Here is a 24,382-nt window from a genome sequence, read left to right as displayed (position 1 = left end):
TTCGGGACGATGCCCTACGGCTCGACCTTCCGGAGCACCAGGGGCACGCCGATCTCGGGGTCGCGGCGCCAGCGTCCCTCCCCGGTCGCCACGAGGCTCACCGCGTGGCCGCGTCGCGCCTTCAGCGTCAGATGTCCGTTGGCGAAGCGCCAGCTCACAGGATCGAACACCGTGATCCCGCTGTCGCGGCAATCCGGCAGCACCCGCACGGGGGCGGTGTCCTTGCCGGCCTCGAGGGGCAGCGCGAATTCGAGGCGGCAGACATCCTTCTGCTCGGCACGATCGAGAGCGTAGAGGCCCGGAGCCGGGCCCTCCGCCGGCTTCTCCGGCACGGCGGCCGAGGCGGGCGCGTCGCTCCCCACCGCATTCGCCGCAGGCGTGACGGTGGCCGCGCCGGGGGCGGGCGGCAGCATCGCCGCGATCTGCAGCGGCACGAGGTTGTAGCGCTCGCCGTTCTCGGCGGTGGCCCCGAGGCTCATCCCGTCCGGGTTCTTGGCGAAGGCCAGCACCGGCCGCAGGTTCCGATCCACGAGGCGCAGGCCCTCGCCCGTGAACAGCCAGCCGCCGATGCCGGCCATGAGCGGCAGAGCCCGGCGGCAGCCGGCGGGAAAGCGCGCCGCGCGCCCGCTCGGGCCGGTCTCCATGGCCAGCGTCAGCACGCAGCGCCGCCGCCCGCCCTCCAGGGACAGATCCCAGGTGCCTGCCGCTCCTGCCAGGGTCTCGGGCAGGGTCGCGAGCCCGGCGGGTGCGCCGGCTCCTCCCTCAGCCGGCATGGCCGGGGGCGCGGGCTCCGCGGCGGGTGGGCTCTCCTGCGCCCGGGCCGCACTCGGCGGCAGGGCGGCCAGGGCGGCGACCAACGCTGCGGTCAAAACGCCTGCCCGTGCCATGCGCGTCATCGTCGGGCCCCTCATCGCTGGCCCTTCCAGGGCGTTTCCGGCACGGGCGTCACCGGCCCCTTGCCATCGAACCACGAAAACAGGTTGTCGATGAGCAGCCGGCCCATCGCCGCACGGGTGTGGTGCGAGCCCGAGCCGACATGCGGCAGCAGCACGGTTCGATCGAGATCAATCAGCGCCTGCGGCACTTGCGGTTCGTTCGCGAACACGTCGAGCCCCGCCCCGAGGATCGTCCCAGCTTGCAGCGCGGCGATCAGCGCCGCCTCGTCGATGACGCTGCCGCGGGCGATGTTGACGACGATGCCGTCAGGCCCGAGCGCGGCCAGCACCCCGGCATCGACGATCCCGTTCGTGTCGAGGCCCCCGGGGGCGGCGACGATCAGCGTGTCGACCGCCTGCGCCAGCCCGAGCAGGCTGCCGTGATAGGTATAGGCGACATCCGCCTGCGGCGTGCGCCCGTGATAGGCGATCCGCACGCCGAACCCTTCGAGCCGCTGGGCGATCGCCCGCCCGATCCGCCCGAGCCCGAGGATGCCGACCCGGCGCCCCCGCAGGCTCGTGGTGAGCGGGAAGCTGCCCTCCCGCCAGCGCCCGGCGCGCAGGTAGCGGTCGGCCTGCGGGATCTGGCGGAGGGTGGCGAGCAGGAGGCCCAGCGCGAGATCGGCCACCTCGTCGGAGAGCACGTCCGGCGTGTGCGTGACGACGATGCCGCGGCGATGCGCCTCGACCGCGTCGATCGTGTCGTAGCCGACGCCGAAGCTCGCCACGATCTCGAGCTGCGGCAGCCGGTCGAACAGCCCCGCATCGATCGGGCACATGGCACCCACCGCGAGCCCCCGGATGCGTGGCCCCACCGCGTCGAGGAAGGCCTCGCGGTCGGGCGCCTCCTCCAGGCGGTGCAGGCGGAAACGCTCGGCGAGCCGTTCGGCCACATCGGGGCGGGTCTGCCGGATCAGGAGGATGTCGGGCGTCTCGGCTGGTGGCACCGGCTTACGGACTCCCAGAGGTCGGCAAAGAAGAAATCAACAAAGGAGTGGCCGGGAGTATCGCTGCGGCGCGTGCCGGTCCAGCCGGTGGGGCGAGTGGGCCGCAAAAGTGTCATGCGCGCCGCATGTGCGCGGCCACCCTTCCGAAATCGCCCGAGGAGCATTAAACAAGAGGTCTTCCGGATACTCCCCACGATCCGGCCGCATGGTTTCCCGCGGCCCGGTCGAGGCGTTTTCCGCGATGGAGCCTTCAACCCGTCAGAATAGCTGCACCATGACCGCGCCGCGCACCCTCTACGACAAGATCTGGGACGACCACGTCGTCGATGTCGAGCCGGATGGCTCCGCCCTCCTCTACATCGACCGCCACCTCGTGCACGAGGTGACGAGCCCCCAGGCGTTCGAGGGGCTTCGCGTCGCCGGCCGCGGGGTGCGCGCGCCGCACAAGACACTGGCGGTGGTCGATCACAACGTCCAGACCTCGGACCGCTCCAAGGGCATCGAGGATCCCGAGAGCCGCACGCAGCTCGAGGCGCTCGCCGAGAACGTGCGCGACTTCGGCATCGAGTTCTACGACGCCCTCGACCAGCGTCAGGGCATCGTCCACATCATCGGGCCGGAGCAGGGCTTCACCCTGCCGGGCCAGACGATCGTGTGCGGCGATTCCCACACCTCGACCCACGGCGCCTTCGGGGCGCTCGCCCACGGCATCGGCACCTCGGAGGTCGAGCACGTCCTCGCCACGCAGACGCTGATCCAGCGCAAGGCCAAGAACATGCGGGTGACGGTCGACGGCACCTTGCCGCGGGGCGTCAGCGCCAAGGACATCGTGCTCGCCATCATCGGCGAGATCGGCACCGCCGGCGGCACCGGCCACGTCATCGAATATGCCGGCGAGGCGATCCGCGCCCTCTCGATGGAGGGCCGGATGACGATCTGCAACATGTCGATCGAGGGCGGCGCGCGCGCCGGCATGGTCGCCCCCGACGAGACCACCTACGCCTACGTCAACGGCCGTCCGAAGGCGCCGAAGGGTGCCGCGTTCGACGCCGCCCGCCGCTACTGGGAGAGCCTGGCCACCGACGAGGGCGCGCATTTCGACCGCGAGATCCGTCTCGACGCCGCGAACCTCCCCCCGCTGGTCTCGTGGGGCACGTCTCCGGAGGACATCGTCTCGATCCTCGGCACGGTGCCCGATCCGGCCCAGATCGCGGATGAGAACAAGCGCCAGTCCAAGGAGAAGGCGCTGGCCTATATGGGCCTGACGCCGGGCACGCGGATGACCGACGTCACCCTCGACCGGGTGTTCATCGGCTCCTGCACCAACGGCCGCATCGAGGATCTGCGGATCGTCGCCAAGATGGTCGAGGGCCGCAAGGTGCATGACGGCGTCTCGGCGATGGTGGTGCCGGGCTCCGGCCTCGTGAAGGCGCAGGCCGAAGCCGAGGGGATCGACCGCATCCTGAAGGATGCCGGCTTCGACTGGCGCGAGCCCGGTTGCTCGATGTGCCTCGGCATGAACCCGGACAAGCTGCGGCCGGGCGAGCGCTGTGCCTCGACCTCGAACCGCAACTTCGAGGGCCGCCAGGGCCCGCGCGGCCGCACTCACCTCGTCTCCCCGGCGATGGCGGCGGCGGCGGCGGTGGCGGGCCGCTTCGTCGACATCCGCGAGTGGCGCGGCTGAGCCGCGCCCCGACGCGCGGCACGGGCGTGTTGCCCCCGCGCCGCGCGAATCCCCCTCTTCGGGATTTTTGACCGGCGGCGGCGAAACAGCGATTGACGCCTTCGCCGCCGCCCCCTAAACGAACCCCATCGCCGACCGGCAACGGTCCGGCGCCCAGGTGGCGGAATTGGTAGACGCGCTGGTTTCAGGTACCAGTCTTGCAAGAGGTGAAGGTTCGAGTCCTTTCCTGGGCACCAATCGCTGAAATCACCATTGATTTCATTGCGGTTTCTCCGCTGATAGTCCCACCGGTTCTTCTGACCGGGAAAAGTGGGGCACTCCCCTCCCCCTTCCGATCGAAGTCGATCAGGTGCATGGCGCCCCCGGCGAGCCGCTTCTGCTCGGCCTTGCGGGTGTAGTGCTCGGCCATCTTCGACGTCCGCCAACCGAACATCGCCATGAGCTGCCGCTCGGTCGCGCCATTCTCGGCGGCCAGTGTCGCGCCGGCCTTACGCAGGCCGTGGGCGGAGCAATGCGGCAGACCGGCCTCGCGGCAGCGGTCCTTGAACCAGTTCCCGAATCCATTCGACGTGAACGGCCTGCCGCGCTCGGTCACGAGGAAGGTGAGGTTCTGGCTCGGGCAGGCTTCGATGGCGGCACGCAGGGCCGGTAGCACCGGCACCTCCAGCGTCATCGGCTTGGCGTTGCGACCCTTGTGCTGGGTATAGCGCAGCCACGCACCCTGCAGGTGCTGGCGCCCGAAGAGCACGGCGTCGGAGCGGCGGCCGCCGGCGAAGAGCAGAAGGCATAGGGCGAGATAGGCGCGGCTGCCGAGTGGATGGCGCTCGATGAATCGCGTTACCTCGTTGACGCTCCATGTGTGGAAGCCCTCTGAGGCCGTCGCGATGTAGGTCACGTCGCGTGCCGGGTTGTGCGAGGCGAGCGCGACCTCGGGGTGCACCGCCCATTTGAACGTCGCCCGGATCGCCTTGATCGTGTTGTTCGCTCCGTCGGGCACATCGGCCTTGCGGTCGCGCAGGATCCGGATCGCGGCCGGCGTCAGGCGTGCCAAGGGAAAGTCGGCGAAGACGCTTTTCGCGTTCGGCTTGGTCGGCTCGTCGTAGGTGGCTTCGAGCAGTGCGCGCCGCCGCCGCTGCGTCACCGGGTCGAGCGTCTTGAACTTGGCCGAGGCCACGTACTGCTGGCAGAGCCACTTCCACGTGTCGGACAGCGTCGCGTGCCGGTCCCTCGGCTGCTCCTCGAGCGTGCCTTCGAGCGCCGCCCGGTATGCCTCCATGAACGGTTCGGTCCACGGCACACCGGGCAGGCGCACCTTCGGCCAGCCCTTACGGCGCAGATAGACCCGCACGTTGCCGTGCCGATCCACGTCCTCGACGCAGTACCGCGGGAGCCGCCCCGGCATGTCGGCCTCGTTGCTCATACTGCGAGGTCTCCCCATTCGTCGTTACGTGGGGTGCCTTCGCCATCGTCCCCATCGGGCAGTGCGGCGAACGCGGCGTCAAGCCTGAGCCGGTCCCAGACGGTGCGGGCATTGATCCGCTTCGGCGGCGGCATGCGGCCATCCTTCACCATCATGTCGAACAGGGAGGCCGACACACCGACATAGGCGGCCGATTCGACGCGCGAGAGGCCCCGCGGTGGAAGCGATACCGGCAGCAAGTCGGCGAGGCGGCGATCGCGCGCGATCATGCGAGCCTCCTGCGGATGGCGCCGACGGTGGTGGGGGAGACGCCAGCTCGGCGGGCGATCTCGCGATTCGTGAGCGGGGAATTATGGGCCACGCCCACATTCAGGAGCGCCAGCACGTCGCGGCGCTTGTCCGCGTTGGTGCGGCGGGAGGGGTACTCACAATCTGAGTACCCCTCGGCCCGTCCAGATTGGACGGCAGCCGAGCCCGAGGTGGGTTTTACGACTTCCTCGTAAAACTCCGGCCCGGCGGGCGAAGGGGGTATCGGATCGCGACCCCCTTGCTCCTGTTCAATTTGGACGCCTGAATTTGACGTCCCCGGATCGGGGGAGGTCAAAGGGTCCGCACCCGGTGCCGGCCCCTGGCCATCGGTGGGGTGCAAATTCGCCACCCCATCCTTGCCCTGTCCATTTTGGACATCGGCCGCATCCTGCTCCCGCAGCCGCGCGCCCATCCGCTCGGTGTCGGCGCGGAGCGCGGCCAGTAGCTCGCCGTCTTCCGGGTCGCCGCGGTTCCAGCCGCGATCATGCAGGTGCTGCATCCAGTCGAGGCGCGCCCGGAGATCGCCCATCGACCGAGCCGGCATGGTGTCCAGCAGGTGCTCAATGAAGCTGAGTCGGCCCCGCACCCTCACATCGTGATCGTGGTGCTCGGAGAAGGCCACGCGGTCGTCAGCGATCTTTTCCCAGTACCGGAACTCGGCCCAGGCCTCGCACACCGACGCGGGAGGCGCATAGGCGCTGGAGACGGCAGCCTGTGCCGCAGGCGGCAGCTGAGCCCACCTGCCGCCGTCCCAGCCTTGCAGGGTGTCCATCTCGCCGTTGATGATTGGCTTGCAGACGATAACGGGGTGGCAAGCAGCCTCAAGCGCCTGCTCGCGGTCGCCAGGCTCCCACACCGCATCCTCGCTGCCGTACTCGGCCAGGGCAGCGGCGCGGCGATCGGCATGTTCACGCTGGCGTTCAGCACGCTGCGCACGAAACTCTGGGGTGTTGAAGAGATCCTCGAAGATGCTGCGGGGAGCCGCCGGGGGCGCCATCGGTGCGTCCAACTTGGACACCGCCTCGGTGACGGTCATGCCGACCTTCGTGGCAAGTGCTTTCATTCGGCCGGCGGCGGCAGCCTTCTCGCCCGGGCTGGTCGCGCTGTCGTGGAGGGCGCGCACCTTGGCGAAGGTGGAGAGATCAGCGGTCATCGGCCCGCTCCCGTCGATGCCGGGCCCTGGCCAGCGTACCGCGGGCCCATACCGAACTCGGCGAGAATGTGCTGCGGCACGAGCGTCCGGGGATCGTCGGGCGGGGCGCTCGGGCGCCAGGGCCAGTGGCCGCCGCGGGCGCGCCAGACCTTCACCCGGTCACGCCACGTGTCGTCGGCGACGGGTGGCGCAGCCTGAGCGGCGGGCTTGGGCGGCGCAGCTTCGGTGAAGTCGCGCCAGATCTGCTTGTACAGCCACGAGTCGGCCGTCTTCACGTACTCGGTGCCGACCTTGCCGATGCGTCGCTGCTCTGCGGCGTAAGCTTTCGCCCCTGCGATGATCTCCTCCGGCCTAGTCCCCCGCTTTAGCGCCTCGAGCCAGCGCTTTCGTGCCAGCGTCGTTGGGAACGTGGCGTTTCGGGCCGGATAGGCCGATCGGAATTCGGCAAAGCCCTCGGGCTCTCCCCCGGAAGGGGGTAAGGGGGATTCTGTAGGTGTAGGTGTAGGTGCTTTTGATTTGCTTTCAGTTTGCTTTCCAATTTCAGAACCGGATGCTTTGGTTGTATCCTGCAATTTCAATGATTTAGGGCGGCCACCAAGCTTCCCCGCGGCACGCTTCCCCTCGACTTTTGCCGAGACGAATTGGTGCTCTCGCGTCAACTGATTGTGGGTGTAATTGCCCTCTGAATTGAGCTGCCATAGAGCCATCACGCCGGGTTTCAGCGAAGCCCAGCGCTTGGCGGTCAAGCCGAGCATCCGGGCGAGCCGGGCATCGTTGTTCGGCAGGCAGCATCCGGGCGAGCGCCATGCGAACATGAGCAGGCGAATGTGCGCGCCCACCTCCTCCACGGCCATGTGCGTGGTGTCGGCGATGAACCGATCAACCAAGAGCGGCAGTGTCGGCAGCGGGCTCAAAGGTACGCCTCCGCCAGCACGTTGCAGGCGACGTCGCAGAAGCATTCGATGCGGGCTGTCGGCCCGCCGCGCTGCTTCAGGATCTCGATCTCGAGCAGGTTCATCGACCGGGCGAGGCGGTTGATTTCGTCGTCGGTCGGGTCGGTCTTGCGCTCGAGGTAGTAGGCCTCCCGGTAAAGGCTGAGCACGACATCGGCGTCCTGCTCGATGGAGCCGGAATCGCGAAGGTCCGACAGGACCGGCCGCTTGTCCTCGCGCGTCTCAACAGAGCGATTGAGCTGACAGAGGCCGAGCACCGGCACGCCAAGCTCTTTGGCGAGGCCTTTCAGCCCGGAGGAGATCTCCGTCATCTCCTGCACCCGGTTGCCGCTGTAGCGCTTGGACGGGCGCACGAGGCCGATGTGGTCCACGACCACGGCCGCAAGCGGTTGCCCTAGGCGCTCGGCCTTCAGTCGCATCTGTCGCGCCCTGGCGGCGATCTGCGCCAGCGTCAGTCCGGCCTGCTGTTCGATCCAGAGCGGAATGTCGGCGCCGTCGCGCTGCGCGTCGTGCAGGCGAAACAGCGCCTCGTCGGACAGGCCTTTGGCCTCGGCGATGGCGCGGTAGCTGATCGGCTCCCGTGCGCGCGGGTCGTAGGCGAGGGCCGACAGCATCCGCTCGGACAGCTCGTTGCCGTCCATCTCCAAGCTGAAGAACGCGATGGGGCCGGACCGTCGGGCGCCGGTCAGCGCAAAGTGCAGCGCTGCGGTGGTCTTGCCCATGCCCGGCCGGCCGGCGAGCACGATGAACTGGCCCGGCCGCATGCCGAGGGTCTTCCGGTCGAGGGCGGGCACACCGAACGGGGCGCCAGGCTGCACCCGACCGGCGCGCGCTTCGTCGATCCGATCCAGAACGCCCGACATGCCCTGCCCGAGCGTGATGCGGCGCGCGTGCTCGGCGAGGCCGGCGCTCGCGATCTCGTCCAGGGCCTCGATCATGTGGGCAGCGTGGGCCGACGGGTCGCGTATCGAGCCGTCCATCATCGCGGATGCGGCTTCTTGCGCGGTCGCCAGGACCTTCCGCATTCGTGCGGCGTGTGCGATGGCGCGGGCGTAGCCGGGCGCGTTGATAACAGTCGTCGCCTCAGCCACGAGCCGTGCGAGATAGGCGCTGACGCTCGTGCCGCCCAGATCGGCATTGCCCAGCACCGCGAGCATCATCCGGCGGTCGATCGGCTCCCCGGCATCGCGCCGGACGCACATTGCCTCGAAGATTTGCCCGTGGACCTCCTCAAGGAAGTCTTCGGGCCGGACGTACTGGCGAGCCTTGTCGATGGCTTCACCGTTGAGGATGACGGCGCCGAGCAGGGCCTGTTCGGAGTCGATGTCGTGCGGCCCGATCGGGGCGGCCGTCATCGCGACATCTCCCTCTCGGCAGCCTGCAGGGCCTCGATCAGTGCGGGGAGTTGGCCACTGACGATGCACACGCCGGACTTCGTGGCCTTCGGCTCGCCCCGGCTCCTAGGGGCGGCCTCGAACACGCGCACATCAACGAAGCTGTAGCCCGCCTGCGCAGCGACGGTGACGCGGATCTCCTGCGTTCCGTTCTTGCGCAGAGTGGCAACGGTGCGGGGGGCGCTCATCGGTCGCCTCCCCAATGCTCTGGCCTCGCGAAAGCATGCGCCGCGATGACGGCGGCCAGCGCCGGACTGCGGACGCGGCCGAGCACGCGCTTGACCCGCAAACTCTCGGTTGAAGGAAGATCAGGCGGAAGTGTCGGGATGGATTGCCGACGCGGGCCGTTTCGACTACATCTGGTCATGCAGAATTGACCTTTACGGCCCCGGCGAGCGACCCTCGTGTGGGGCCGTTTTTTGTTCGCTCAAGGCGTTGCAGATGCCGGCGGGCATCAACCCGCCAGCGGCGGAAGCCCTCAGGCCGCGATCGACGCCGGGGGCGGAGCGGGCGGAAGCGCCAGCATTTCACGAAGCTTCGCAGTCGGGACGCGGTAGCGCCCGCCGACCTTGACCGTCGGGAGCGAACCATCGTGGACGGCGCGATAGGTGGCGTCCCTTCCAAGCCCCAGCACGCGCCCCGCGACGCGGACATCGACGGCCGCAAGGGTCAGAACCTTCAGGATGTCGCTGTCCATTGGACCTCCAAAAACGCGGTAGAATTACAGCGCATACGTTATGGGTCCGGTTGACGGCGTAGGTCAAGGCTGTTTTATAGAACTACAGCGGATAAGGCCGTAGTTGGCCGGAAGGAGCGGTGCGCACGTGTCTGACAAGCCCGAGCCAACAACCGGCAGCACGAAGAGCGGTCGCCGCAAAGCGAACAAGGCCAAGAGGCTAAGTTTGATGTTCCGCTTGTCGGAGCCGGTTCACGCCAAGGTGTGGGAGGCCGCAGAGGCGAACGGGCGATCCCTCAGCGAAGAGCTCGAACACCGTGTCGTTCAATCGGTGGAAATGCCGAGCGTAATCCAGGCTGCCGCCAGCGCCGCCGCCGAAGCCGCAGTCAGGCAATCGGAGGCGGCCAGCAAGAACCTGCTGTTGCGTGTATGGGGCGGGGAGGATGGGCACGATGCCGCGTTAGCCTTCGCCCTACACTTTGGGCGCATCCAACGCGCGGTCGATGAAATCGTCCAGGATGAAACGAAGTGGTACGACAGCCCCGACAAGATGGCTCGAATTGAGGATGCGTTGCAAAGCGGGACGAAGCGCTTCCTTCAGGGGCTGGCCAAGGATCTGAAAATGCTTCGATCAACTGACAAAAAATTGTCGTAAAATACCGTACTTACAAGCACGTTGTCGCACATCTAAATACGTTCAATGAATATATAGCAATTTGACGTAGCAATACAAAGCAAGACATGAAAATCGCTTCGTGTTATTGCTTGAGCATGATTCCGGCTCCACGCACCGGCCCGCCCATGTCGTCTCATCTCTACATCCGTGTAGACGATGAGCTTCGTGCCGCGCTGTGCCGCGGAGCCGAGCGCGCCGGGATGAGCCTTTCGGATTTCACCCGCAAGCAGCTTCGGGGAGCCGTAACAGCGCAGCAAGGCAAGCGCTTGGCCATCTCCGATCAATCAGGAGACACTTAGTTGCCCCTATACACCATCCCACTGAACGGCCGTCCCGAACGGTTTCAGATCACGCTTCAGGGTGTGACCTATACGTTGAGGCTGATCTTCAACGATGCCGACGAGGGCGGTTGGACGCTCGACATCGCGGACGCGGCGGGCACACCGATCCTATGCGGCACCCCACTTCTGCCGGCGCAGAACCTCCTTGCCCAGCACCAGCACCTCGACATCGGCGGCACGGGGGCGGGCCTCTACGTCAAGACCCTCGACGGCGAGCCGCCGGGCTTCTCCAACCTCGCCGATGCCAGCCTGATCTTCGTGAAGGGTGGATCCGATGCCGATTTCGCCTGAGCAACTGACCGGCTCGAGCACGTTCGCCGTCGGCGGAATGAAGGTGACCGCGCGGCGCATGAAGCCGCTCTCGGTGATACACGTCGCGCGACGCCTCGCACCGGTCCTCTTGGCCGTTCAGACCATGCGCGCCGGCAGGGGGGACGACATCGCGGACAAAACCTCAGCGGTGAAGTTCGACCCTGCCAACCCCGAGGATGCGCTGCGGGCCGCCCGGGAGATCGCCGCAATGGAGTCCCCCGCACGAACCTCCGTATCGTTCGAGCCCCTAGTCGAGGCACTGGCCGAACTGTCCGATGCAGACACCAACCACGTTTTGGAGGCTTGCTTGAGCCAATGCCAGTTCGTCGGCCGCTTCGGCGAGCCGCGGCGGGCTTGGGAGGTGGTCCCGGGGCATGCCGGCAACCCGGCGGCGGATCTGACGGCCGGGGAAATCCTCTCGATCGCCGGGCACGTCCTCGCCGCCACGTTCAACGAATTGATGGATGATCTGCCGAACCTCGGCCTGCCGGGCTTCGACGGTGGGGCCGGGGGCGCCACGTAGTGCTGCAGTACATCCGCGACATTGGCTTGACGGTCTCGGGCGGCGGCGGGGAACTCGACCTGTCCCGCCTGCGCGTCACCTTCGTCGTGGAGCAGACGACGACACAACGCCCGAACGTCGCGGAGATCAGCATCTACAACGTGAGCCGCCAGACGGCGAACAAGTTCATCGACAAGCAGTTCACCGACGTCACCCTGAGGGCCGGCTACGAGGCTAACTCGGGCGTCGTCTTCCAGGGCAACATCAAGTTCGCCCGCTTCGGCCAAGAGAACCCCGTCGATAAACGGTTGGACATCTTCTGCGGAGACGGGGACAAAGCGTACAACCACGCCGTGGTGAGCCGTTCCCTGCCGGCCGGGCACACCTATCGGGATCAGGTGGATGCTGCCTTCGCGCCCATGAAGGCGCTCGGTGTCAGGCTCGGCTACATCTGCCCGTTGCCCCCGACCAAGATGAACGGTCCGCGGGTGCTGTTTGGCAACTCGCGGGAGATCCTGCGCCGGCTGGCGGTGGCGACGGGCACGCAATGGTCCATTCAAAACGGCGAGCTGACCATCGTCGAGAAGAACAAGCCGCTTCCCAACGGGCCGCTGCCCCTGAACTCGGAGACCGGGCTGATCGGCCTGCCGACGCAGACGCCCGGCGGCATCGTCGTGCGGTCTCTGCTGGATCCCCGCATGGGGCCGAACAAGCTCATCCGGCTGAACAACGCCTCGATCCAGCGCGCCACGCCGGACCTGACCGTCGGCGGCCCGGTCACGGAATCGAAGCTCCCGAGCATCGCGTCCGACGGCATCTACAAGGTGATCGTCCTGAACCGGATCGGCGACACACACGGTGGCCCAGCCGCGCCCTGGTTCAATGAGATGACGTGCCTCGCGGCGGACGGAAGCGGCTTCACCCCCGAGAACCTGCTGCAGTACGTGCCGAGGTGATGCGATGTCCGATGTCCTGAAGGCGTTCGTAATCTCCCTCGGTGCCCGGGTCGATCACGCCGCGTTCCAGAACTTCGAGGCGTCAATCGGCCGGACGACCCGCACGGTCGCCGCCCTCGGCGTGGCGGTTCAATCGGCCTTCCTCAGCATCAACGTCTGGGCGGCGAAGGTCTCGGGCGGGTTCGATCAGCTCTACTACAGCGCGCAGCGGATGGGGGCCTCGGCCGCCAACATCAAGGCGTTGTCCTACGGGCTGTCGCAGATGGGCTCGAACGCGAGCGCGGCTAACTCCTCAATGGAGAACTTTGCCCGCACGCTGCGTAATAACCGCGGCTATTACGAGGTTCTGGAGCGGCTCGGCATCCGCACCCGCAATGCGCAGGGGCTGCGCCGCGACGCCACCGAGCTGATGCAGGAGTTCGGTCGTGCCCTGCGGAGCCAGTCGCAAGAGGCGAAGCATCTCTATCTGGAGATGTTCGGGATCGACGACGCGACCGGCCGAGCGCTGATCCAGGGCGTGGACAAATTCACCACCGAATACCGGGACAAGCTGCGCAAGGCCGGGCTCGATCCGGATAAGGCCGCCGCCGACGCCAACGCGCTTCAGACGACGTTCCGCAGCATCGGCTCCAGCCTCGAAGTGCTCGGCGCCAAGATCGCGTCGCGACTGTTCAACGAGCAGAACAACGCCTTCAAGCGGTTCATGGAGTTTGTCGACACGAACGGGGACAAGATCGCCGGCATCGTCTCGAAGCTGGCGCAGGTCGCCCTGCAGCTCGCGGAAGCCTTCATCAAGCTCGCGACCGATGAGCGGACGCAGAGGTTCCTAGACGCGCTGCTGGGTAGCCTCGGCAAGGTGGATGAGAAGACGGGCGAGTTCACCGCCGACGTGGAAAAGCTCAAGACCGCCTTGGAGGTGTTCGCGGCCTTCGTGGTCGGGACGTGGCTGACTAAGCTCCTCGGCGCCTTCGGGATGCTCGGCAAGGGTTGGACCGGACTGCTGCGCACTCTCGGCCTGCCGGTGATCGCCGGACTTGCCGCCTCCGGTGGCGGGCACATGACGCCGGAGGAGTACAAGGGCGCCCTCGACTCCGATCCGGCCCGGCGGAAGGCCGACGAGGAACTGAACAGCCGCGGCGGCGCTGGTAAGCGTTGGTGGAAGAAGAACATGCCCACGTGGCTCGGCGGTGAGCCTGCGTCCGCGACGAGTGGCAACAGCGGGTCAACTGCCACGTCGGGAGAGGACATCGGCGGGACAGGCGGCGGCGCCTCCGGAGCCTTGGAGAGCTACAATTTTTGGAGGAGCAAGGGCGTGCCGCACGAGGCGGCTGCCGGTCTCGTTGCGATGGAGGAGGGGGAGAGCCACTTCAATCCGCGGGCGCGGGGCGACGGCAGACGGGCTCATGGCGCCTTTCAACACCACCCTGACCGCCGGGCCGCCATTCAGCGCGCCCTCGGCATCGACATTTCGAACGGCACCCACTTGGATCAGCTCCGCGGGGCCTATTGGGAGTTCCAGGGGGGCGACGCGCAGGCCGCGCGCGCGTGGAAGCGCATTATGGGCGCGAAGGCGGATGAGGCGGCTGCGCTCGGCACCCGTCACTTTGAGCGCCCGCTGGATAAGGAGGGAGAAGCTCTCCGCCGCGGCCAACGAGCCAATTTCTGGGAGAAGCAGTTTCGCGGGCGCCCTGCCCCAGAAACCGATAAGCCTCAGGCCCCAAGGCTCACGGCCGACGACATCCTGCCTGGCGGTCTCAAGGGGGCCGTGAACGGCAACATGCCCGGCCTGATGCAGCCGAGCGCGCCGCCGGCTAGCAACAGCCAGTCCAGCACCTCGATCACGGTCAATCAGGGGGCCATTTCAGTCGCTGGCATGGATGACGGCAGGCGGGTTGCGGATCGCATCGGCGAGGTACAGGGATACCGGACGAGCGACCTCGTGCGGAACCTCAGGCGGTCTGTCGCCTGATGCGCGCGATCCGCTTCAATTTCGGAGAGCACGCCTACCGCGGCGCCGCGCTCAACGCCTTCGACCAGTTTGAATGCCTGAACCTCCTCTCTCAGATCTCGGAGAGGGTTCGCAGCGGTAGGGCGCGAGGGGCGCTCGATCAGGTCGGGCTCATCACCACAGCAGTGGAAGCCTTGGACGAGGGCACGACCGAGCGGCTGTGCGCACTCTGCCTGCCTGGAATGGCGCGCCAAGGCGCCGATGGCGAGTGGCGGCCGGTATGGGATGTAGAGGCGGCCGACCTTCTATTCGATGACATCGGCGCCGCGCGGCTCCTCGGCCTCATCGCGCGCGTCATCGCGGAGAACCTTCAGCCCTACCTCACTCGAGAACGGTTCGATGTGCAGAGCGAGGCATCCCGCTCGCTCTCCTTCAGCGTCGTCGAGCTCCCTGGCGGTAAGTCGTGGCTGCTGCGGCCCGTCGAGTCGGGTATGTGCCGGTTCGAGAGCCTTTTAGATGGGACGCTCGACCTCAGCCACATCGCCCTGATGAACGAGTCGATTTCCGTCCGCGTCGAGAATGAGAACCGCGCGCGCGCCGCCTCGCAGGAGAAGCACTGATGAGCCTGCTTGGAGAGTTGACGTACGCGCTGATCTCCCCGCCCAACCGATCGCTCGGCGGCATCATTCCCGATGTGATCATTGAGGAGTTGCACCGGGACGAGCTGATCGTCACTGAGTTTCCGGTCGAGATCGGGGCGTCCATCACCGATCACGCATACAAGCGGCCCGCAGCCCTTCAGATGCGGTGCGGGTTCTCCAACAGCTCTGCCGGCGCCGTGGGCTACGTCCAAGCCGTCTATCAGGCATTGCTCGCGCTCCAGGCCTCGCGCCGGCCCTTCACGGTCTACACGGGCAAGCGCCGATACAGGAACATGCTGATTTCGGGGCTGGACGTCATCACCGATCGGCAGAGCGAGCACGCTCTGATGGTCGTAGTGGGAATGCGAGAAGTCATCCTGACGACGACGCTGAGCCGATCCGCAAGCAGCCAGAATGATGCGAAGCCGGCCGCCGATCAGTCGAAGCAGGCGCAGCCCGAGGCCACCGCCGCTACGACGGACTCCGGCACGAAGCAGCTACAGCCCTACGACGGCTTCACGGGGCGACCCGACTCGCTGGGGCTTCTCCCCTCCGGGGCCGACGCCGGCACGGGAGATTTCCAGTTCGGGGACGGAACGATCCTTCCCGGAGGATCGGCGACAGGACTGACGGGGCTCGCGCCCAGCCAACTGCCCGGAAACCTCGGGCTCTTCGGCAGCTACGGCCCCGGTGCATTCGCAGGAACGCTCTCCTTTGAAGGGGCCTCGCCCGCCGCACCGACGATCTGAGCAGGAACAACACGGAGGGTGGCCATGGGCGCCTTGGAAAGCCTCGACTTGGAAGAAGCACTGCGGATCGCGGTCGAGTCGCATATGTCGGACATGCAGTTCGCCCTACCGGTGCGCGTGCTGAAGGACAGCGATGGCAAGACGGTCTTGATCCGGCCGACGATCAAGGCCACGCAGATCCTGCCCGACGGGACGACGAAGCTGATCGACTTCCCCGACCTCGAGGCCCCCGTCCAGTTCGCCAGTGGCGGCGGCAAGACCTCGACCTTTCCGATCAAGAGCGACGACGAGGGTATAGCGATCTTCTCCTCGCGGTCGTTCGCCAACTGGCGCGAGCTGGGCGGGACACAGTCTCAAGTCGACGGTCGGCAGAACGATCTCTCGGACCCTATGTTCATCCCCGGCATCCGCTCGAAGCCGCGCGACCTGAAGAACATTAGCGCCGACTCTGCCCAGACCCGCACCGACGACCACAAGACGGTAAGCGATTGGTCCGACGAGGGCGTCACCCATGCTCGCGAGCAGGCGGTCCACAACGTGAGTTCGGGCGGCGTCATGTCCGCGCTCAAGGGCGCGCTGCTCGCCGTCACGGGCAAGGGCGTCGCGGCGTCCAAGGGTGGATCGAGCCACGTCGTCGTGGACGGCGCGGTCTCCTCGCTCGCCACCAAGGTGCTGCTGAACTGCTGATGGCCGGATTCGGACTCTCTCAGGCCCTCGGGCTCATCGCCGGCTCGCCGCTCGCCAAGGCCGGGTCGGTGATCGCCGAGAAGCTGCCGGTGACCAAGAGCATGGGACTTGGCGGGATCGGCGGGCTGCTGTCGCAGGTGATGCAGGACGGGAACCTGTCGAGCATCATGCAGAACCCGGTCGCGGCCATTGCCGGCCAGGTCCAGGCGCAGGTGCAGGGTGCCGTCGCGCAGGTACAGGCGGCGCTCGGCGGGGCCGGGGCCGGGCTCGTGAATGCGTTGTCGGGCGCAGGCGGGATTGGCGAGGCCGTCGGCGCGCTGAAGGCTGCGGGCGATCACCTCTCCGGCCTCGGCGCCGATCCTCAGGGTTTCTTCGACCTCGTAGCGCACGGGAACATGGCCGGGATGCTCGGTGACGGCGCGCCGCCGGCCATGAGCTACGCCCGCGCCGCCGGACCGGTCACCAGCGCTCCGACGCTCGCCGAGACGCAGGCGCTGATCGACGACACCGTGCAGCAGTCCATATCGGGCGCACTGGATCCGGATGCTGCCGCTGCGACCTCCGACAGCACGCGGACACGCTGCGCGCCATCGTGGCCGACAGCGCCGACGCCATTACCAAGGGGCAGGCCGCGGCGCCGATGCTCGGGATCGCTTCGGCGGTCGGCGGCGCGCTGGCGGTGCCGAGTTGGGCCGAGCCGACGCCGGTTCAGGGCGTGCTCGCCACGCTGGTGCAGCCGCAGGCGCGGGCCGCGATGGACGTGGTCGTGCAGGTCTCTCTCGGGGCCGGGGCGGGAGTGCATACCGATGTCGGCCAGCCGTTGTCGGTCCTGAGTGCACTTCTCAAAAAAATCGGCGGGGGGGCGTGATGCGGCAGCGCGGGTTTAGCGCGGGCGGGTGTTCATCATACCGGCGCTAGGCCCCTTCGCAGACATCGGCCACGCACAGAGCTTTGCCCGATCATTGGTCCAGCATGCGCCCCGCTTGATCATCTCGCCGAGGGCTGCGTGCGCATGTGTTGATCCGGGCTCTTTGCTCCAAGAGGCGAGCCACTTCCCGTCATCGCCCATTGATACGTCGGCAAAGAACGGTGACGCTACCTTACGTGGGCCGCCACCGATTGAAACCGACCGACCCTCCTCAGCGGTGTCGACGTTACACCGCCCGAGAACATATGGTTCTCCATCCACCTCGATCAGGCAGCGTGACGGCTCGGCTAACGCGGCGAGCGGTGCGAGGATCAAGGCGGCTGTGAGGGTGAAGGCGGCGCGCATCCCCAAAAACTTGGGATGCCCCCACGCGTTGTCGAGAAGCGCCGGCGAGATTTTAGGTGCGGCCCATGTCCGTTAAAGTCGTTCAGGATGACGTGCCCCTGCTGCTGAAGGCAATCCTTGCCCTTTCGCGGGAGGAGGTAATCGTTGGCATCCCCGAGGGCGGACCGTCGCACGCAGGCAGCGATCTGTCGAACGCGGCCATTGGCTACGTGATGGAGGCGGGCGACCCGGCGACGAACCTGCCGTCCCGCCCGTTCCTCGGCCCTGGAATGGACCGAGCGAAGTCAGCGATGATTGCCCGGCTCCGCGCGGGCGCGGTTGCGGCCCTCAAGGATACCGCCTCGCTCAAGACGGCCAGCACGGCGATACACGACGCCTTGGAGGATGCTGGCGCGATTGGGGCCGATGCAGTCCAGAAGGAGATGCGGTCGGGCGGGTTCACACCGCTGGCTGCCTCGACCGTAAAGGCCCGGCGCTCGCGCGGAAACAGCAGCACAAAGCCCCTGATCGACACGCAGGAGCTTTACGACGCGGTGACGCACGAAGTTCGACCCAAGCGCTGACGGTCGCGGACTTGCCTGCCGAGCCCCCCGGCCGCTAATGCCGGTCAAGGCGCTTGGCCTCGGCCCATTTCAACCGGAGCGGCCGGGCGCAGCCTCGTCCCATTCGCGGTCTCGTTCCCGCAGCAGCCCGGCGCGCTGTCGTGCACTCCTTGTGTCCCGCACTGCATCAGTTTCGGACGCAGCCGAAACAGATAGCGCCCGTGGCCGTTCCGGCAGCAGCGCCAGGGTGAGAGCGGCGACGATCGAGTCGAGGTCGGCCGCAGAGAGATCGAGTTCAGCCCTGATATCGACGCACCGACGCAACGCCAGCTCGGCGCAGGTCTCGCCGGCCCAGCCGAACCGTCCGCCCGGCATGGCGCGCAGCCGGTCCAGGCGCCGCTTGTCGGTTGTATCCTTGTTGTGGTCGACCCTTGCGCCTGGGACGAGCCGCGCGATCTCGCCCAGCAAGTGAGCTCGGATCGCCTCAATCCGTACCTGGCCAATCTTCCGCACCGCCATGAGCTCAACCGGCGTTGCCAGCGCCAGCGCTGCCATGTCGGTGAAACCGGCCTTGCGCAGTCGAGCCCGAAGCGAGGCCGTCAGCAGTCCACGTCCGTAGCCGCCGGCACCGAGGCGGTCGATAGCTTCTTCTGGCAAGCCGTCAAAGAGCGGCAGATGCGCGGAGATCTCATAGAACAGCGTGGGCTGGAGCTTTTTCATGCCTTGGTTGGGTCGTTTTCGCCTTGGCAGGGTCCGCCATCAGCCCTCATCGTGCTTCGAGCCGCGCCCCACGACCATCAGCGACCCGTCCTGCAGCGGGCGCTGAAGCGCCTTCGCCTCGGACCAAGGCGCCCGCACCCATACCTCCCGCTCTTCATCGGTCGTTAGGATCACCGGCATTGCCTTCGGATGCACTGCACCGACCTCGGCATTCGGCTCGGTGGTCAGGAAGGCGTAGAGGTCATCCGTCGTCCCGCCGTCCTTCACCTTGCGCACCGAGGTCCAGCCCTCGGTCTTGATGCCAGCGAAGCAGGCCAGCGGCCGATCCTCCGCGAGCGCGAACCAGACCGGCGGATGCGATCCGTCGGGCAGCGCTTCGTTTTCGGAGAAGCTCGTCAGGGGCGCGAGGCAGCGATGCTCCGGGCCGAGCCAGCGACGCCAATGCGGGGAAGCCGTGTTGCGCACGTTCGTGACGCCTGGATCGGTCTTCTTGCCCTTCAGCGCGAAGGCTGGTGAGGGCATGCCCCAACGGTACATCGAGAGGGTGCGCTCACCGTCCACGACGTGAACAATCGGCGCGGCCGTGTTGGGGAAAATGCCGGGCAGCGGCGGCAGGTTGCCGGTCCGGTCGGTCTCAACCTCGAAAAGGCGCCTGATCTCGTCCTGGCTCTTAGTGAGGGCGTAGAGGTTGCACATGGCCGGAATGATAGCCGACCTAGTCAGGTGGGCGCGACCTTTGGCTGGGACTCAACCAAGCACTTTGAATGGCCCGCTGTTCGGCCGCAATTTGCACGTCCCGTAAGGCCAGGGCGCACGATGTTGGTTCGCCTGGGCCAGCGGGCGTAGCCTGCACGCGGTAAACCTTCTCGCTCATTCTTTCGGCGCAGGAATGCGGCCTGAAGCCATCGGCTCCTTGTTAATGGCAGTTAACGCGAAATATGCTAGCACCGCTGCGTTGCGTCGAGGCGGGCCATTAACGGGACGGCGAATGGAGAAATCCCTTGCTGGCTGACGAGCAGGATCGCTTGGCACCTGATGCTGAAAACGAGGAAACGGTTGTGCGCGTGAAAATGCCCGACCCGGCGCGGGCGGGAGTGGTCGATGTAATTTCGATGCGCGGCCTAATGCGCGCAGTTAATTTGCTGCGCGGTCACGGCGACCGAGGCGATCTCGATAGCGCGATTGCGCGCACGATCAATATGAACGGCGCAATTGCGAAGGTGCTGCAGGGTGAGCGGAGCTGACGACGGCGATAACTCGTTGCCGCCTGCTCCTAGTGGGCCAGCCGCGCGCTTCGGGCCCCATCCCGAAACCAACATCAATGTGCAGGTCAACGCGCAAAACTTGCACATCAACCCGTCGAATCTGAGCGCCCTTGAGCGGATCGTTCAGCTCGATCCTGCTGTCGCTGGGGAAATCGTTAGGGCATCCAGTGAGGCGGTGAGGTACGAGCGCGATCGTTACAATGTAGGTGCGATCGCCACCGCATCCGCCTGTATCGTAACGGTCATATGCGCGGCTGCCGTAACCATCTTTTCCGGCTTCCTTTCAGGCATCGCCTTTTTCCTGGTCTGCGTGGCCATCGCTGCGATCGCCTCTGCAATTTTCACCGGAAAAACTCAGGATCTGTCCTGGACCGTTGGCATGCTGCCCGGCGGCAATCGGCAAAAGGAGCCGTCTCCTGATAAATCTCTCGATGTTTGATTGCCCGCCGGGCAATTTTAGAACGGCATCTGATCCCGTACCTCTCTCGGCACATCGCTAAGCGCAGCCGCGGCAGAACTCCGAGCGAATGCTGGTCGGCCGCGCCGGTAGAGTCATCCCGTGCGGCGCGGACCGGTACGCCAGAACTGGAGGCGCCGCCTTTTGCCCCGCCGCGCTTCCAGCATCAGTCGTAAGCGGCCGCATGGCCGCCGTAGGCCCTCACCTCAGTCCGACGGCTCCGCCGCCAGCCAAAAGCAATCGTCGATCGGTTTAGTGTAGCGAAGCGAAGCGGCGTTCCTGCGGACGCTTTTCGAGGCTTCGGCTATGGCATCTGCGAGCTTCGCCCCCTCGAGCATGAGCACGACCGTCTCGCTGATGATCTCCGATCGCAGATCATCGGGCAGGCTCGCCGAGACCGCGCGCGTTACCGTCGTCAGGAGGTCATGACCGTCCGCCCGCGGAGAGGCCGTCACCAGAACCGATCCGGTTGGGCGAACCGGTTCAGGCTGCTTCCTCGCCCGGCGCACGCGTTGTGCCGGGCTCCGGGTGGTTTTCGCTCGGCGAGCCCGGAGATTGAAGGCTGATGCGCAGGGCGAGACACGGCGACCGGCGGGTGGCGAGCAGAATTTTTGTGGCTTGCCTTTCCAGATGCGTGTGGGCTTGCCGCATTGCTGGCATGTTGGTGCCTCTGAGGTAATCGGCACGACCTCGGAGCAGGCGATATCCGGCAGATTGACGGCCTGGATCTCTGCCCTCTCCCTCTCCCTCTGCGCCTCCGCCCTCGCTTTCTTCCTGATCTTTGCGTCGCGGTGATCACGCCACCGATGGGCGCACGAGTAGCCAATGGCCGTCTTCGGGAAGGAACAGAACCTTTGCGGCTTCCCCTGCCAGATCCGTGTCGGCTTCCCGCAGAACTGGCATCGGGGCGGCTCGATCGGCTCGGGCGCAGGCACGTCAATGACCACCGCGGGCTCGGGACGATTCGACTGATCGACCGATCCGGGTGTGGACAGGGGTACGAAGGTCCAAAGCGCTCGGAGCCCGGCGGCGTCGGCCGTATGCGCTTTCGCCATGGCAGCTTGGTAGGCCATCTGCTGCTGCGCTACGGCAGCCCAGCGCTCAGCGCGCGCGGCCTCTTCTTCGGCGGAACGAATGAGCCAATCGGCCTCAATTGGATTGCGAGGCATCATCTCGAAGCACCCTCCAGTATGTTGGGGGGTTCAAGATGCGAAAATCAGTCAGTGCTGGACACGGCGATTAGTTTGGGCACGGAGTAGCCGTCTGCGCCACCGTCAGCAGCCACCGACCGGAGACGTGCGGTCACCTCATCAGGCAAGCCATCGAAGAGCGGAAGGCGTGCTGCAGCTTCGTCGAAAAGGGTTTGCGGAAGCGGCATCATGGGTCAAAGAGACGTTCCTAATCGAGTGCCTGCGATCGGCAAGGCCGAGGTAAGCTTGCGCCCCTATGCCGTCGGCCCCGCCATCAGCCGGCAGCGTCCATCCTCTCCGAACTCGGTTCCGATACGCTCCCGCCCCAGGCCGTCGAATGGCGCAACGCCTTCGGCAGGCTCCGGCCGACCTCGTCGCCCTGCCGCTATCTCAACCCCCACCGCTTGGGCGAGCGTCCACGAGGCGTGCACCGACTTCATCGAGCGCTTCGGTGTTGAGGCCGTGCGCCTGGGCTGGACGGCGCCGCAGCTCTTCGGTGTCCACCCCGAGCACGGCACGCTGCGCGTGGATTGGTGCGGGGCGATGGTGACGGGAGGGCACAAGGCGATCGGCATCACCGCGGATAGTATCCCGTTCGGCGCCCTACTTCGCGGACGAAGAATGGCTATTCGCTTTCGCCGCAGCGAAGGCTGAGCGAAGATCTGCCGGACCTCGCCGGCCATACCGGCGCGCGTGCCTTGTCGATCGCCTGAACTGTCGCGGTATTCGACGACCAGCGCGATCGGGAGCGGCGTCGTGGGCCGAGGCGTAGGGGCCGTGCCCCTGTCGTCAGAGAGACGGGGTGCGCCCGCCCGGCTTCGGATCGGCACCGAATCGCGAGCGATAGTCCTGCGGCGTGCTTCCGAGCAGACGCAAGAAACTCCGGCGCATGGTCTCCTCGGATCCGAACCCGCAACGTTGCGCGATCCGCTTCACCGGCTGGCGGGTCTCCGCTAGCATCTGACCCGCCGTCTCAATCCTTAGGCGCTCGACGGCGCGGGCCGGCGTGAGCCCGGTCTGCTCGACGTAGTGCCGGCTGAAGCTGCGCTCACTCATGCCGGCCTGAGCGGCCAGGGCCGCGAGCGACAGGTCGGCGCCGAGATGGGCTCGCATCCAGTGATGCAGCGCCTCAAAACGTTCGCCGGCCGTCTGCAGCAACAGGCCGGCGCTGAATTGCGCCTGCCCGCCGGGACGCTTGAGGAAGACGACGAGGTAGCGCGCCACGGCCAGAGCCGCCTCGCGGCCGAGATCCGCCTCGACGAACGCAAGGGCGAGGTCGATGCCGGCGGTCACCCCCGCGGAGGTCCAGACCGATCCATCGCATAGGAAGATCGGATCGGCCTCCACCCGCACCGCCGGGAAGCGTCGGGCGAAGGCGTCGCAGTAGGACCAGTGGGTGACGGCCCGCCGGCCGTCGAGGAGACCCGAGGCGGCCAGGAGGAAGGCACCGGTGCAGACGGAGGCAGCCCGTCGCGCGGCCTGTACGCGCCGACGCAGCCACGCGACCAGGTCGGGATCGCCGGCTGCCGCATCGACGCCGGGGCCGCCAGCGACGACCAAGGTATCGACCGACTCGCTCGGCGGCGTCAGCGGCTCCGCCGCGAGCGCGAGGCCGGCGGAGGAGGCAACGGCACCGCCCCCCTTTGCGATGACGCGCAGCCGGTAGGGCGGCGCGCTGCCGCTCCGCGCAACGTGCTCGTTGGCGGAGGCGAAGACCTGAAGCGGCCCAGTGACGTCGAGTAACTGCACGCCCGGAAAGGCAAGCAACTCTACGATCCGCGGCTGGGTTGGCGGGATACGAGGGTCATTTGGCATTCGCGCCAGAGCCTGCCGCGCTAGCCTCCTCTTGTCCACCGGAGGCCTCCATGATCCCGCCCGACAAACACCTGCAGATCGGCTCGCTCCTATTCGAGGGCATCGATCAGATCGATCTCACCGGTCCGTTCGAGGTGCTGTCGCGCATCCCCAACGCGACCTGCCGCCTCTACGCCAAGACGACCGAACCCGTCCGCGACGTGCGCGGCCTGCGGCTGACGCCGGACGCAAGTCTCGCAGAGGCGCCACAGCTCGACGTGCTGCACGTCCCCGGCGGCTTCGGCCAGGAGGCGCTGATGGAGGAGGAGGCCGTCCTCGGCTGGCTCCGGGATCAGGCGGCCGGAGCGCACAGCGTGTTCTCGGTCTGCACGGGGGCGCTGCTCTGCGGCGCCGCGGGCCTCCTCAGGGGCCGCCGCGCTACGACCCACTGGGCCTCGTTCGATCTGCTGCCGTATTTCGGCGCGATCCCCGTCGATCAGCGGGTCGTCGTCGATGGCGGCTGGGTGTTCGCGGCGGGCGTCACCGCGGGGATCGACGGCGCCCTGCGGCTTGCGGCGGAGTTGCGCGGCGCAGACACCGCACAGGCAATCCAGCTCTATATGGCCTACGCGCCTGAACCGCCCTTCGACAGCGGCATACCGGAGCGGGCACCGCCCGCCATCCTCGAACGGGCCCGCGCCTCGGTGTCGGCGATCACGGAGCGCCGCACTGCCACCGCCCGACGCGCCGCCGCCCGGCTCGGTATCGCGCTTTGAGTGGCTCACGGGGCTAGGCTTTGGAACGAAGCTGGACGGGGCGCCCTTCGACGCCCCGTCCCGTCGCCAGATCCCGAGACCG

At 66.9% G+C, this 24,382-nt stretch carries 26 protein-coding genes, 1 tRNA gene and 2 pseudogenes; 16 read left to right on the top strand and 13 right to left on the bottom strand.

What is annotated here, in order from left to right; all coding sequences use genetic code 11:
• Nucleotides 1-14: 14 nt before the first annotated feature.
• Together MKK50_RS18325 and MKK50_RS18320 are read right to left on the bottom strand one after the other, a co-directional pair.
• A complete protein-coding gene (locus tag MKK50_RS18325) occupies nt 15-911 on the bottom strand; it encodes an AprI/Inh family metalloprotease inhibitor (RefSeq protein WP_499024373.1) in 897 nt (298 codons plus the stop codon).
• Nucleotides 908-1,882: a 2-hydroxyacid dehydrogenase gene (locus MKK50_RS18320; RefSeq protein WP_499024371.1), complete on the bottom strand. Its 975-nt coding sequence runs from the start codon at nt 1,880-1,882 to the stop codon at nt 908-910. The genes MKK50_RS18325 and MKK50_RS18320 overlap by 4 nt, the downstream gene beginning before the upstream one ends.
• Before the next feature lie 274 nt (nt 1,883-2,156).
• Here MKK50_RS18320 and leuC point away from each other — a divergent pair, with 274 nt between their 5' ends.
• Nucleotides 2,157-3,566, top strand: a complete 1,410-nt coding sequence (leuC, locus tag MKK50_RS18315; protein WP_253369307.1) for a 3-isopropylmalate dehydratase large subunit — start codon at nt 2,157-2,159, stop codon at nt 3,564-3,566.
• 151 nt (nt 3,567-3,717) lie between these two features.
• Nucleotides 3,718-3,802, top strand: a tRNA-Leu gene (locus tag MKK50_RS18310).
• A 152-nt stretch (nt 3,803-3,954) separates the two neighbouring features.
• Here the strand turns inward: MKK50_RS18310 and MKK50_RS18305 are convergent.
• From MKK50_RS18305 to MKK50_RS18275, 7 genes and pseudogenes are all read right to left on the bottom strand, one after another.
• Nucleotides 3,955-4,842, bottom strand: a pseudogene (locus tag MKK50_RS18305) (tyrosine-type recombinase/integrase); the annotation flags it as partial.
• 140 nt (nt 4,843-4,982) lie between these two features.
• Complete coding sequence (locus MKK50_RS18300; RefSeq protein ID WP_499024368.1) at nt 4,983-5,255, bottom strand: helix-turn-helix transcriptional regulator; 273 nt, start codon at nt 5,253-5,255, stop codon at nt 4,983-4,985.
• A complete protein-coding gene (locus MKK50_RS18295) occupies nt 5,252-6,448 on the bottom strand; it encodes a winged helix-turn-helix domain-containing protein (RefSeq protein WP_499024366.1) in 1,197 nt (398 codons plus the stop codon). The genes MKK50_RS18300 and MKK50_RS18295 overlap by 4 nt, the downstream gene beginning before the upstream one ends.
• A complete protein-coding gene (locus tag MKK50_RS18290; protein ID WP_499024364.1) occupies nt 6,445-7,362 on the bottom strand; it encodes a DUF1376 domain-containing protein in 918 nt (305 codons plus the stop codon). Before MKK50_RS18290 ends, MKK50_RS18295 begins: the two co-directional genes overlap by 4 nt.
• Nucleotides 7,359-8,756 (bottom strand): replicative DNA helicase, encoded by a 1,398-nt coding sequence (locus MKK50_RS18285; protein ID WP_499024362.1) that lies wholly within the window; start codon nt 8,754-8,756, stop codon nt 7,359-7,361. Before MKK50_RS18285 ends, MKK50_RS18290 begins: the two co-directional genes overlap by 4 nt.
• Nucleotides 8,753-8,983, bottom strand: coding sequence for a hypothetical protein (locus MKK50_RS18280; RefSeq protein ID WP_499024360.1), 231 nt, complete (start codon nt 8,981-8,983; stop codon nt 8,753-8,755). The genes MKK50_RS18285 and MKK50_RS18280 overlap by 4 nt, the downstream gene beginning before the upstream one ends.
• Before the next feature lie 290 nt (nt 8,984-9,273).
• Nucleotides 9,274-9,492 carry an excisionase family DNA-binding protein gene (locus MKK50_RS18275; protein ID WP_499024357.1) on the bottom strand — a complete coding sequence of 73 codons (219 nt, stop codon included), beginning with the start codon at nt 9,490-9,492 and terminating at the stop codon, nt 9,274-9,276.
• Between the two features lie 127 nt (nt 9,493-9,619).
• Between MKK50_RS18275 and MKK50_RS18270 the strand changes: the two genes are divergently transcribed.
• The 10 genes from MKK50_RS18270 (at nt 9,620) to MKK50_RS18225 (ending at nt 18,119) form a co-directional block, all read left to right on the top strand.
• The gene (locus MKK50_RS18270; RefSeq protein WP_499024355.1) at nt 9,620-10,126 is read left to right on the top strand and encodes an Arc family DNA-binding protein; all 507 of its coding nucleotides are present in this window, start codon (nt 9,620-9,622) and stop codon (nt 10,124-10,126) included.
• 320 nt (nt 10,127-10,446) lie between these two features.
• Nucleotides 10,447-10,779 carry a phage baseplate plug family protein gene (locus MKK50_RS18265; RefSeq protein ID WP_499024353.1) on the top strand — a complete coding sequence of 111 codons (333 nt, stop codon included), beginning with the start codon at nt 10,447-10,449 and terminating at the stop codon, nt 10,777-10,779.
• Nucleotides 10,763-11,323, top strand: coding sequence for a phage tail assembly chaperone (locus MKK50_RS18260; RefSeq protein ID WP_499024350.1), 561 nt, complete (start codon nt 10,763-10,765; stop codon nt 11,321-11,323). The genes MKK50_RS18265 and MKK50_RS18260 overlap by 17 nt, the downstream gene beginning before the upstream one ends.
• On the top strand, nt 11,323-12,258 hold the full coding sequence (locus MKK50_RS18255; protein WP_499024347.1) for a phage protein: 936 nt from the start codon (nt 11,323-11,325) through the stop codon (nt 12,256-12,258). The genes MKK50_RS18260 and MKK50_RS18255 overlap by 1 nt, the downstream gene beginning before the upstream one ends.
• Nucleotides 12,259-12,379: 121 nt before the next feature.
• The gene (locus tag MKK50_RS18250; RefSeq protein WP_499024344.1) at nt 12,380-14,227 is read left to right on the top strand and encodes a phage tail tip lysozyme; all 1,848 of its coding nucleotides are present in this window, start codon (nt 12,380-12,382) and stop codon (nt 14,225-14,227) included.
• Complete coding sequence (locus MKK50_RS18245) at nt 14,227-14,826, top strand: DUF6889 family protein (protein ID WP_499024340.1); 600 nt, start codon at nt 14,227-14,229, stop codon at nt 14,824-14,826. Before MKK50_RS18250 ends, MKK50_RS18245 begins: the two co-directional genes overlap by 1 nt.
• Complete coding sequence (locus tag MKK50_RS18240) at nt 14,826-15,596, top strand: phage baseplate protein (protein ID WP_499024338.1); 771 nt, start codon at nt 14,826-14,828, stop codon at nt 15,594-15,596. The genes MKK50_RS18245 and MKK50_RS18240 overlap by 1 nt, the downstream gene beginning before the upstream one ends.
• 24 nt (nt 15,597-15,620) lie before the next feature.
• A complete protein-coding gene (locus tag MKK50_RS18235) occupies nt 15,621-16,283 on the top strand; it encodes a Gp138 family membrane-puncturing spike protein (RefSeq protein ID WP_499024336.1) in 663 nt (220 codons plus the stop codon).
• Nucleotides 16,283-17,116, top strand: coding sequence for a hypothetical protein (locus MKK50_RS18230; protein ID WP_499024334.1), 834 nt, complete (start codon nt 16,283-16,285; stop codon nt 17,114-17,116). Before MKK50_RS18235 ends, MKK50_RS18230 begins: the two co-directional genes overlap by 1 nt.
• 505 nt (nt 17,117-17,621) lie before the next feature.
• Nucleotides 17,622-18,119 (top strand): hypothetical protein, encoded by a 498-nt coding sequence (locus MKK50_RS18225; protein ID WP_499024332.1) that lies wholly within the window; start codon nt 17,622-17,624, stop codon nt 18,117-18,119.
• Between the two features lie 69 nt (nt 18,120-18,188).
• Here the strand turns inward: MKK50_RS18225 and MKK50_RS18220 are convergent, their stop codons facing one another.
• Both MKK50_RS18220 and MKK50_RS18215 read right to left on the bottom strand, forming a co-directional pair.
• Complete coding sequence (locus MKK50_RS18220) at nt 18,189-18,818, bottom strand: hypothetical protein (RefSeq protein WP_499024330.1); 630 nt, start codon at nt 18,816-18,818, stop codon at nt 18,189-18,191.
• Between the two features lie 39 nt (nt 18,819-18,857).
• Nucleotides 18,858-19,514 (bottom strand): SOS response-associated peptidase, encoded by a 657-nt coding sequence (locus MKK50_RS18215; RefSeq protein ID WP_499024328.1) that lies wholly within the window; start codon nt 19,512-19,514, stop codon nt 18,858-18,860.
• Between the two features lie 305 nt (nt 19,515-19,819).
• Here MKK50_RS18215 and MKK50_RS18210 point away from each other — a divergent pair, with 305 nt between their 5' ends.
• A complete protein-coding gene (locus tag MKK50_RS18210) occupies nt 19,820-20,062 on the top strand; it encodes a hypothetical protein (RefSeq protein ID WP_152276472.1) in 243 nt (80 codons plus the stop codon).
• Nucleotides 20,049-20,522, top strand: a complete 474-nt coding sequence (locus MKK50_RS18205; RefSeq protein WP_499024325.1) for a hypothetical protein — start codon at nt 20,049-20,051, stop codon at nt 20,520-20,522. The genes MKK50_RS18210 and MKK50_RS18205 overlap by 14 nt, the downstream gene beginning before the upstream one ends.
• 224 nt (nt 20,523-20,746) lie before the next feature.
• Here MKK50_RS18205 and MKK50_RS18200 read toward each other — a convergent pair whose 3' ends face one another.
• On the bottom strand, nt 20,747-21,712 hold the full coding sequence (locus MKK50_RS18200) for a hypothetical protein (RefSeq protein WP_499024323.1): 966 nt from the start codon (nt 21,710-21,712) through the stop codon (nt 20,747-20,749).
• 308 nt (nt 21,713-22,020) lie between these two features.
• On the opposite strand from MKK50_RS18200, the pseudogene MKK50_RS18195 reads away from it, so the two are divergent.
• Nucleotides 22,021-22,330: pseudogene (locus MKK50_RS18195) on the top strand (hypothetical protein); the annotation flags it as partial.
• A 189-nt stretch (nt 22,331-22,519) separates the two neighbouring features.
• On the opposite strand, the gene MKK50_RS18190 reads toward MKK50_RS18195, so the two are convergent.
• A complete protein-coding gene (locus MKK50_RS18190; protein WP_499024322.1) occupies nt 22,520-23,545 on the bottom strand; it encodes a GlxA family transcriptional regulator in 1,026 nt (341 codons plus the stop codon).
• 50 nt (nt 23,546-23,595) lie between these two features.
• Here MKK50_RS18190 and MKK50_RS18185 point away from each other — a divergent pair, with 50 nt between their 5' ends.
• Nucleotides 23,596-24,300 carry a DJ-1/PfpI family protein gene (locus MKK50_RS18185; protein WP_499024320.1) on the top strand — a complete coding sequence of 235 codons (705 nt, stop codon included), beginning with the start codon at nt 23,596-23,598 and terminating at the stop codon, nt 24,298-24,300.
• Nucleotides 24,301-24,382: the final 82 nt, after the last annotated feature.

Origin of the sequence: Methylobacterium sp. J-043, from assembly GCF_022829505.1 — a bacterium.
Lineage (GTDB): Bacteria > Pseudomonadota > Alphaproteobacteria > Rhizobiales > Beijerinckiaceae > Methylobacterium > Methylobacterium extorquens_A.
Note: the sequence above shows the minus strand (reverse complement) of the source record. Positions and strands in the feature narration are given on the sequence as shown.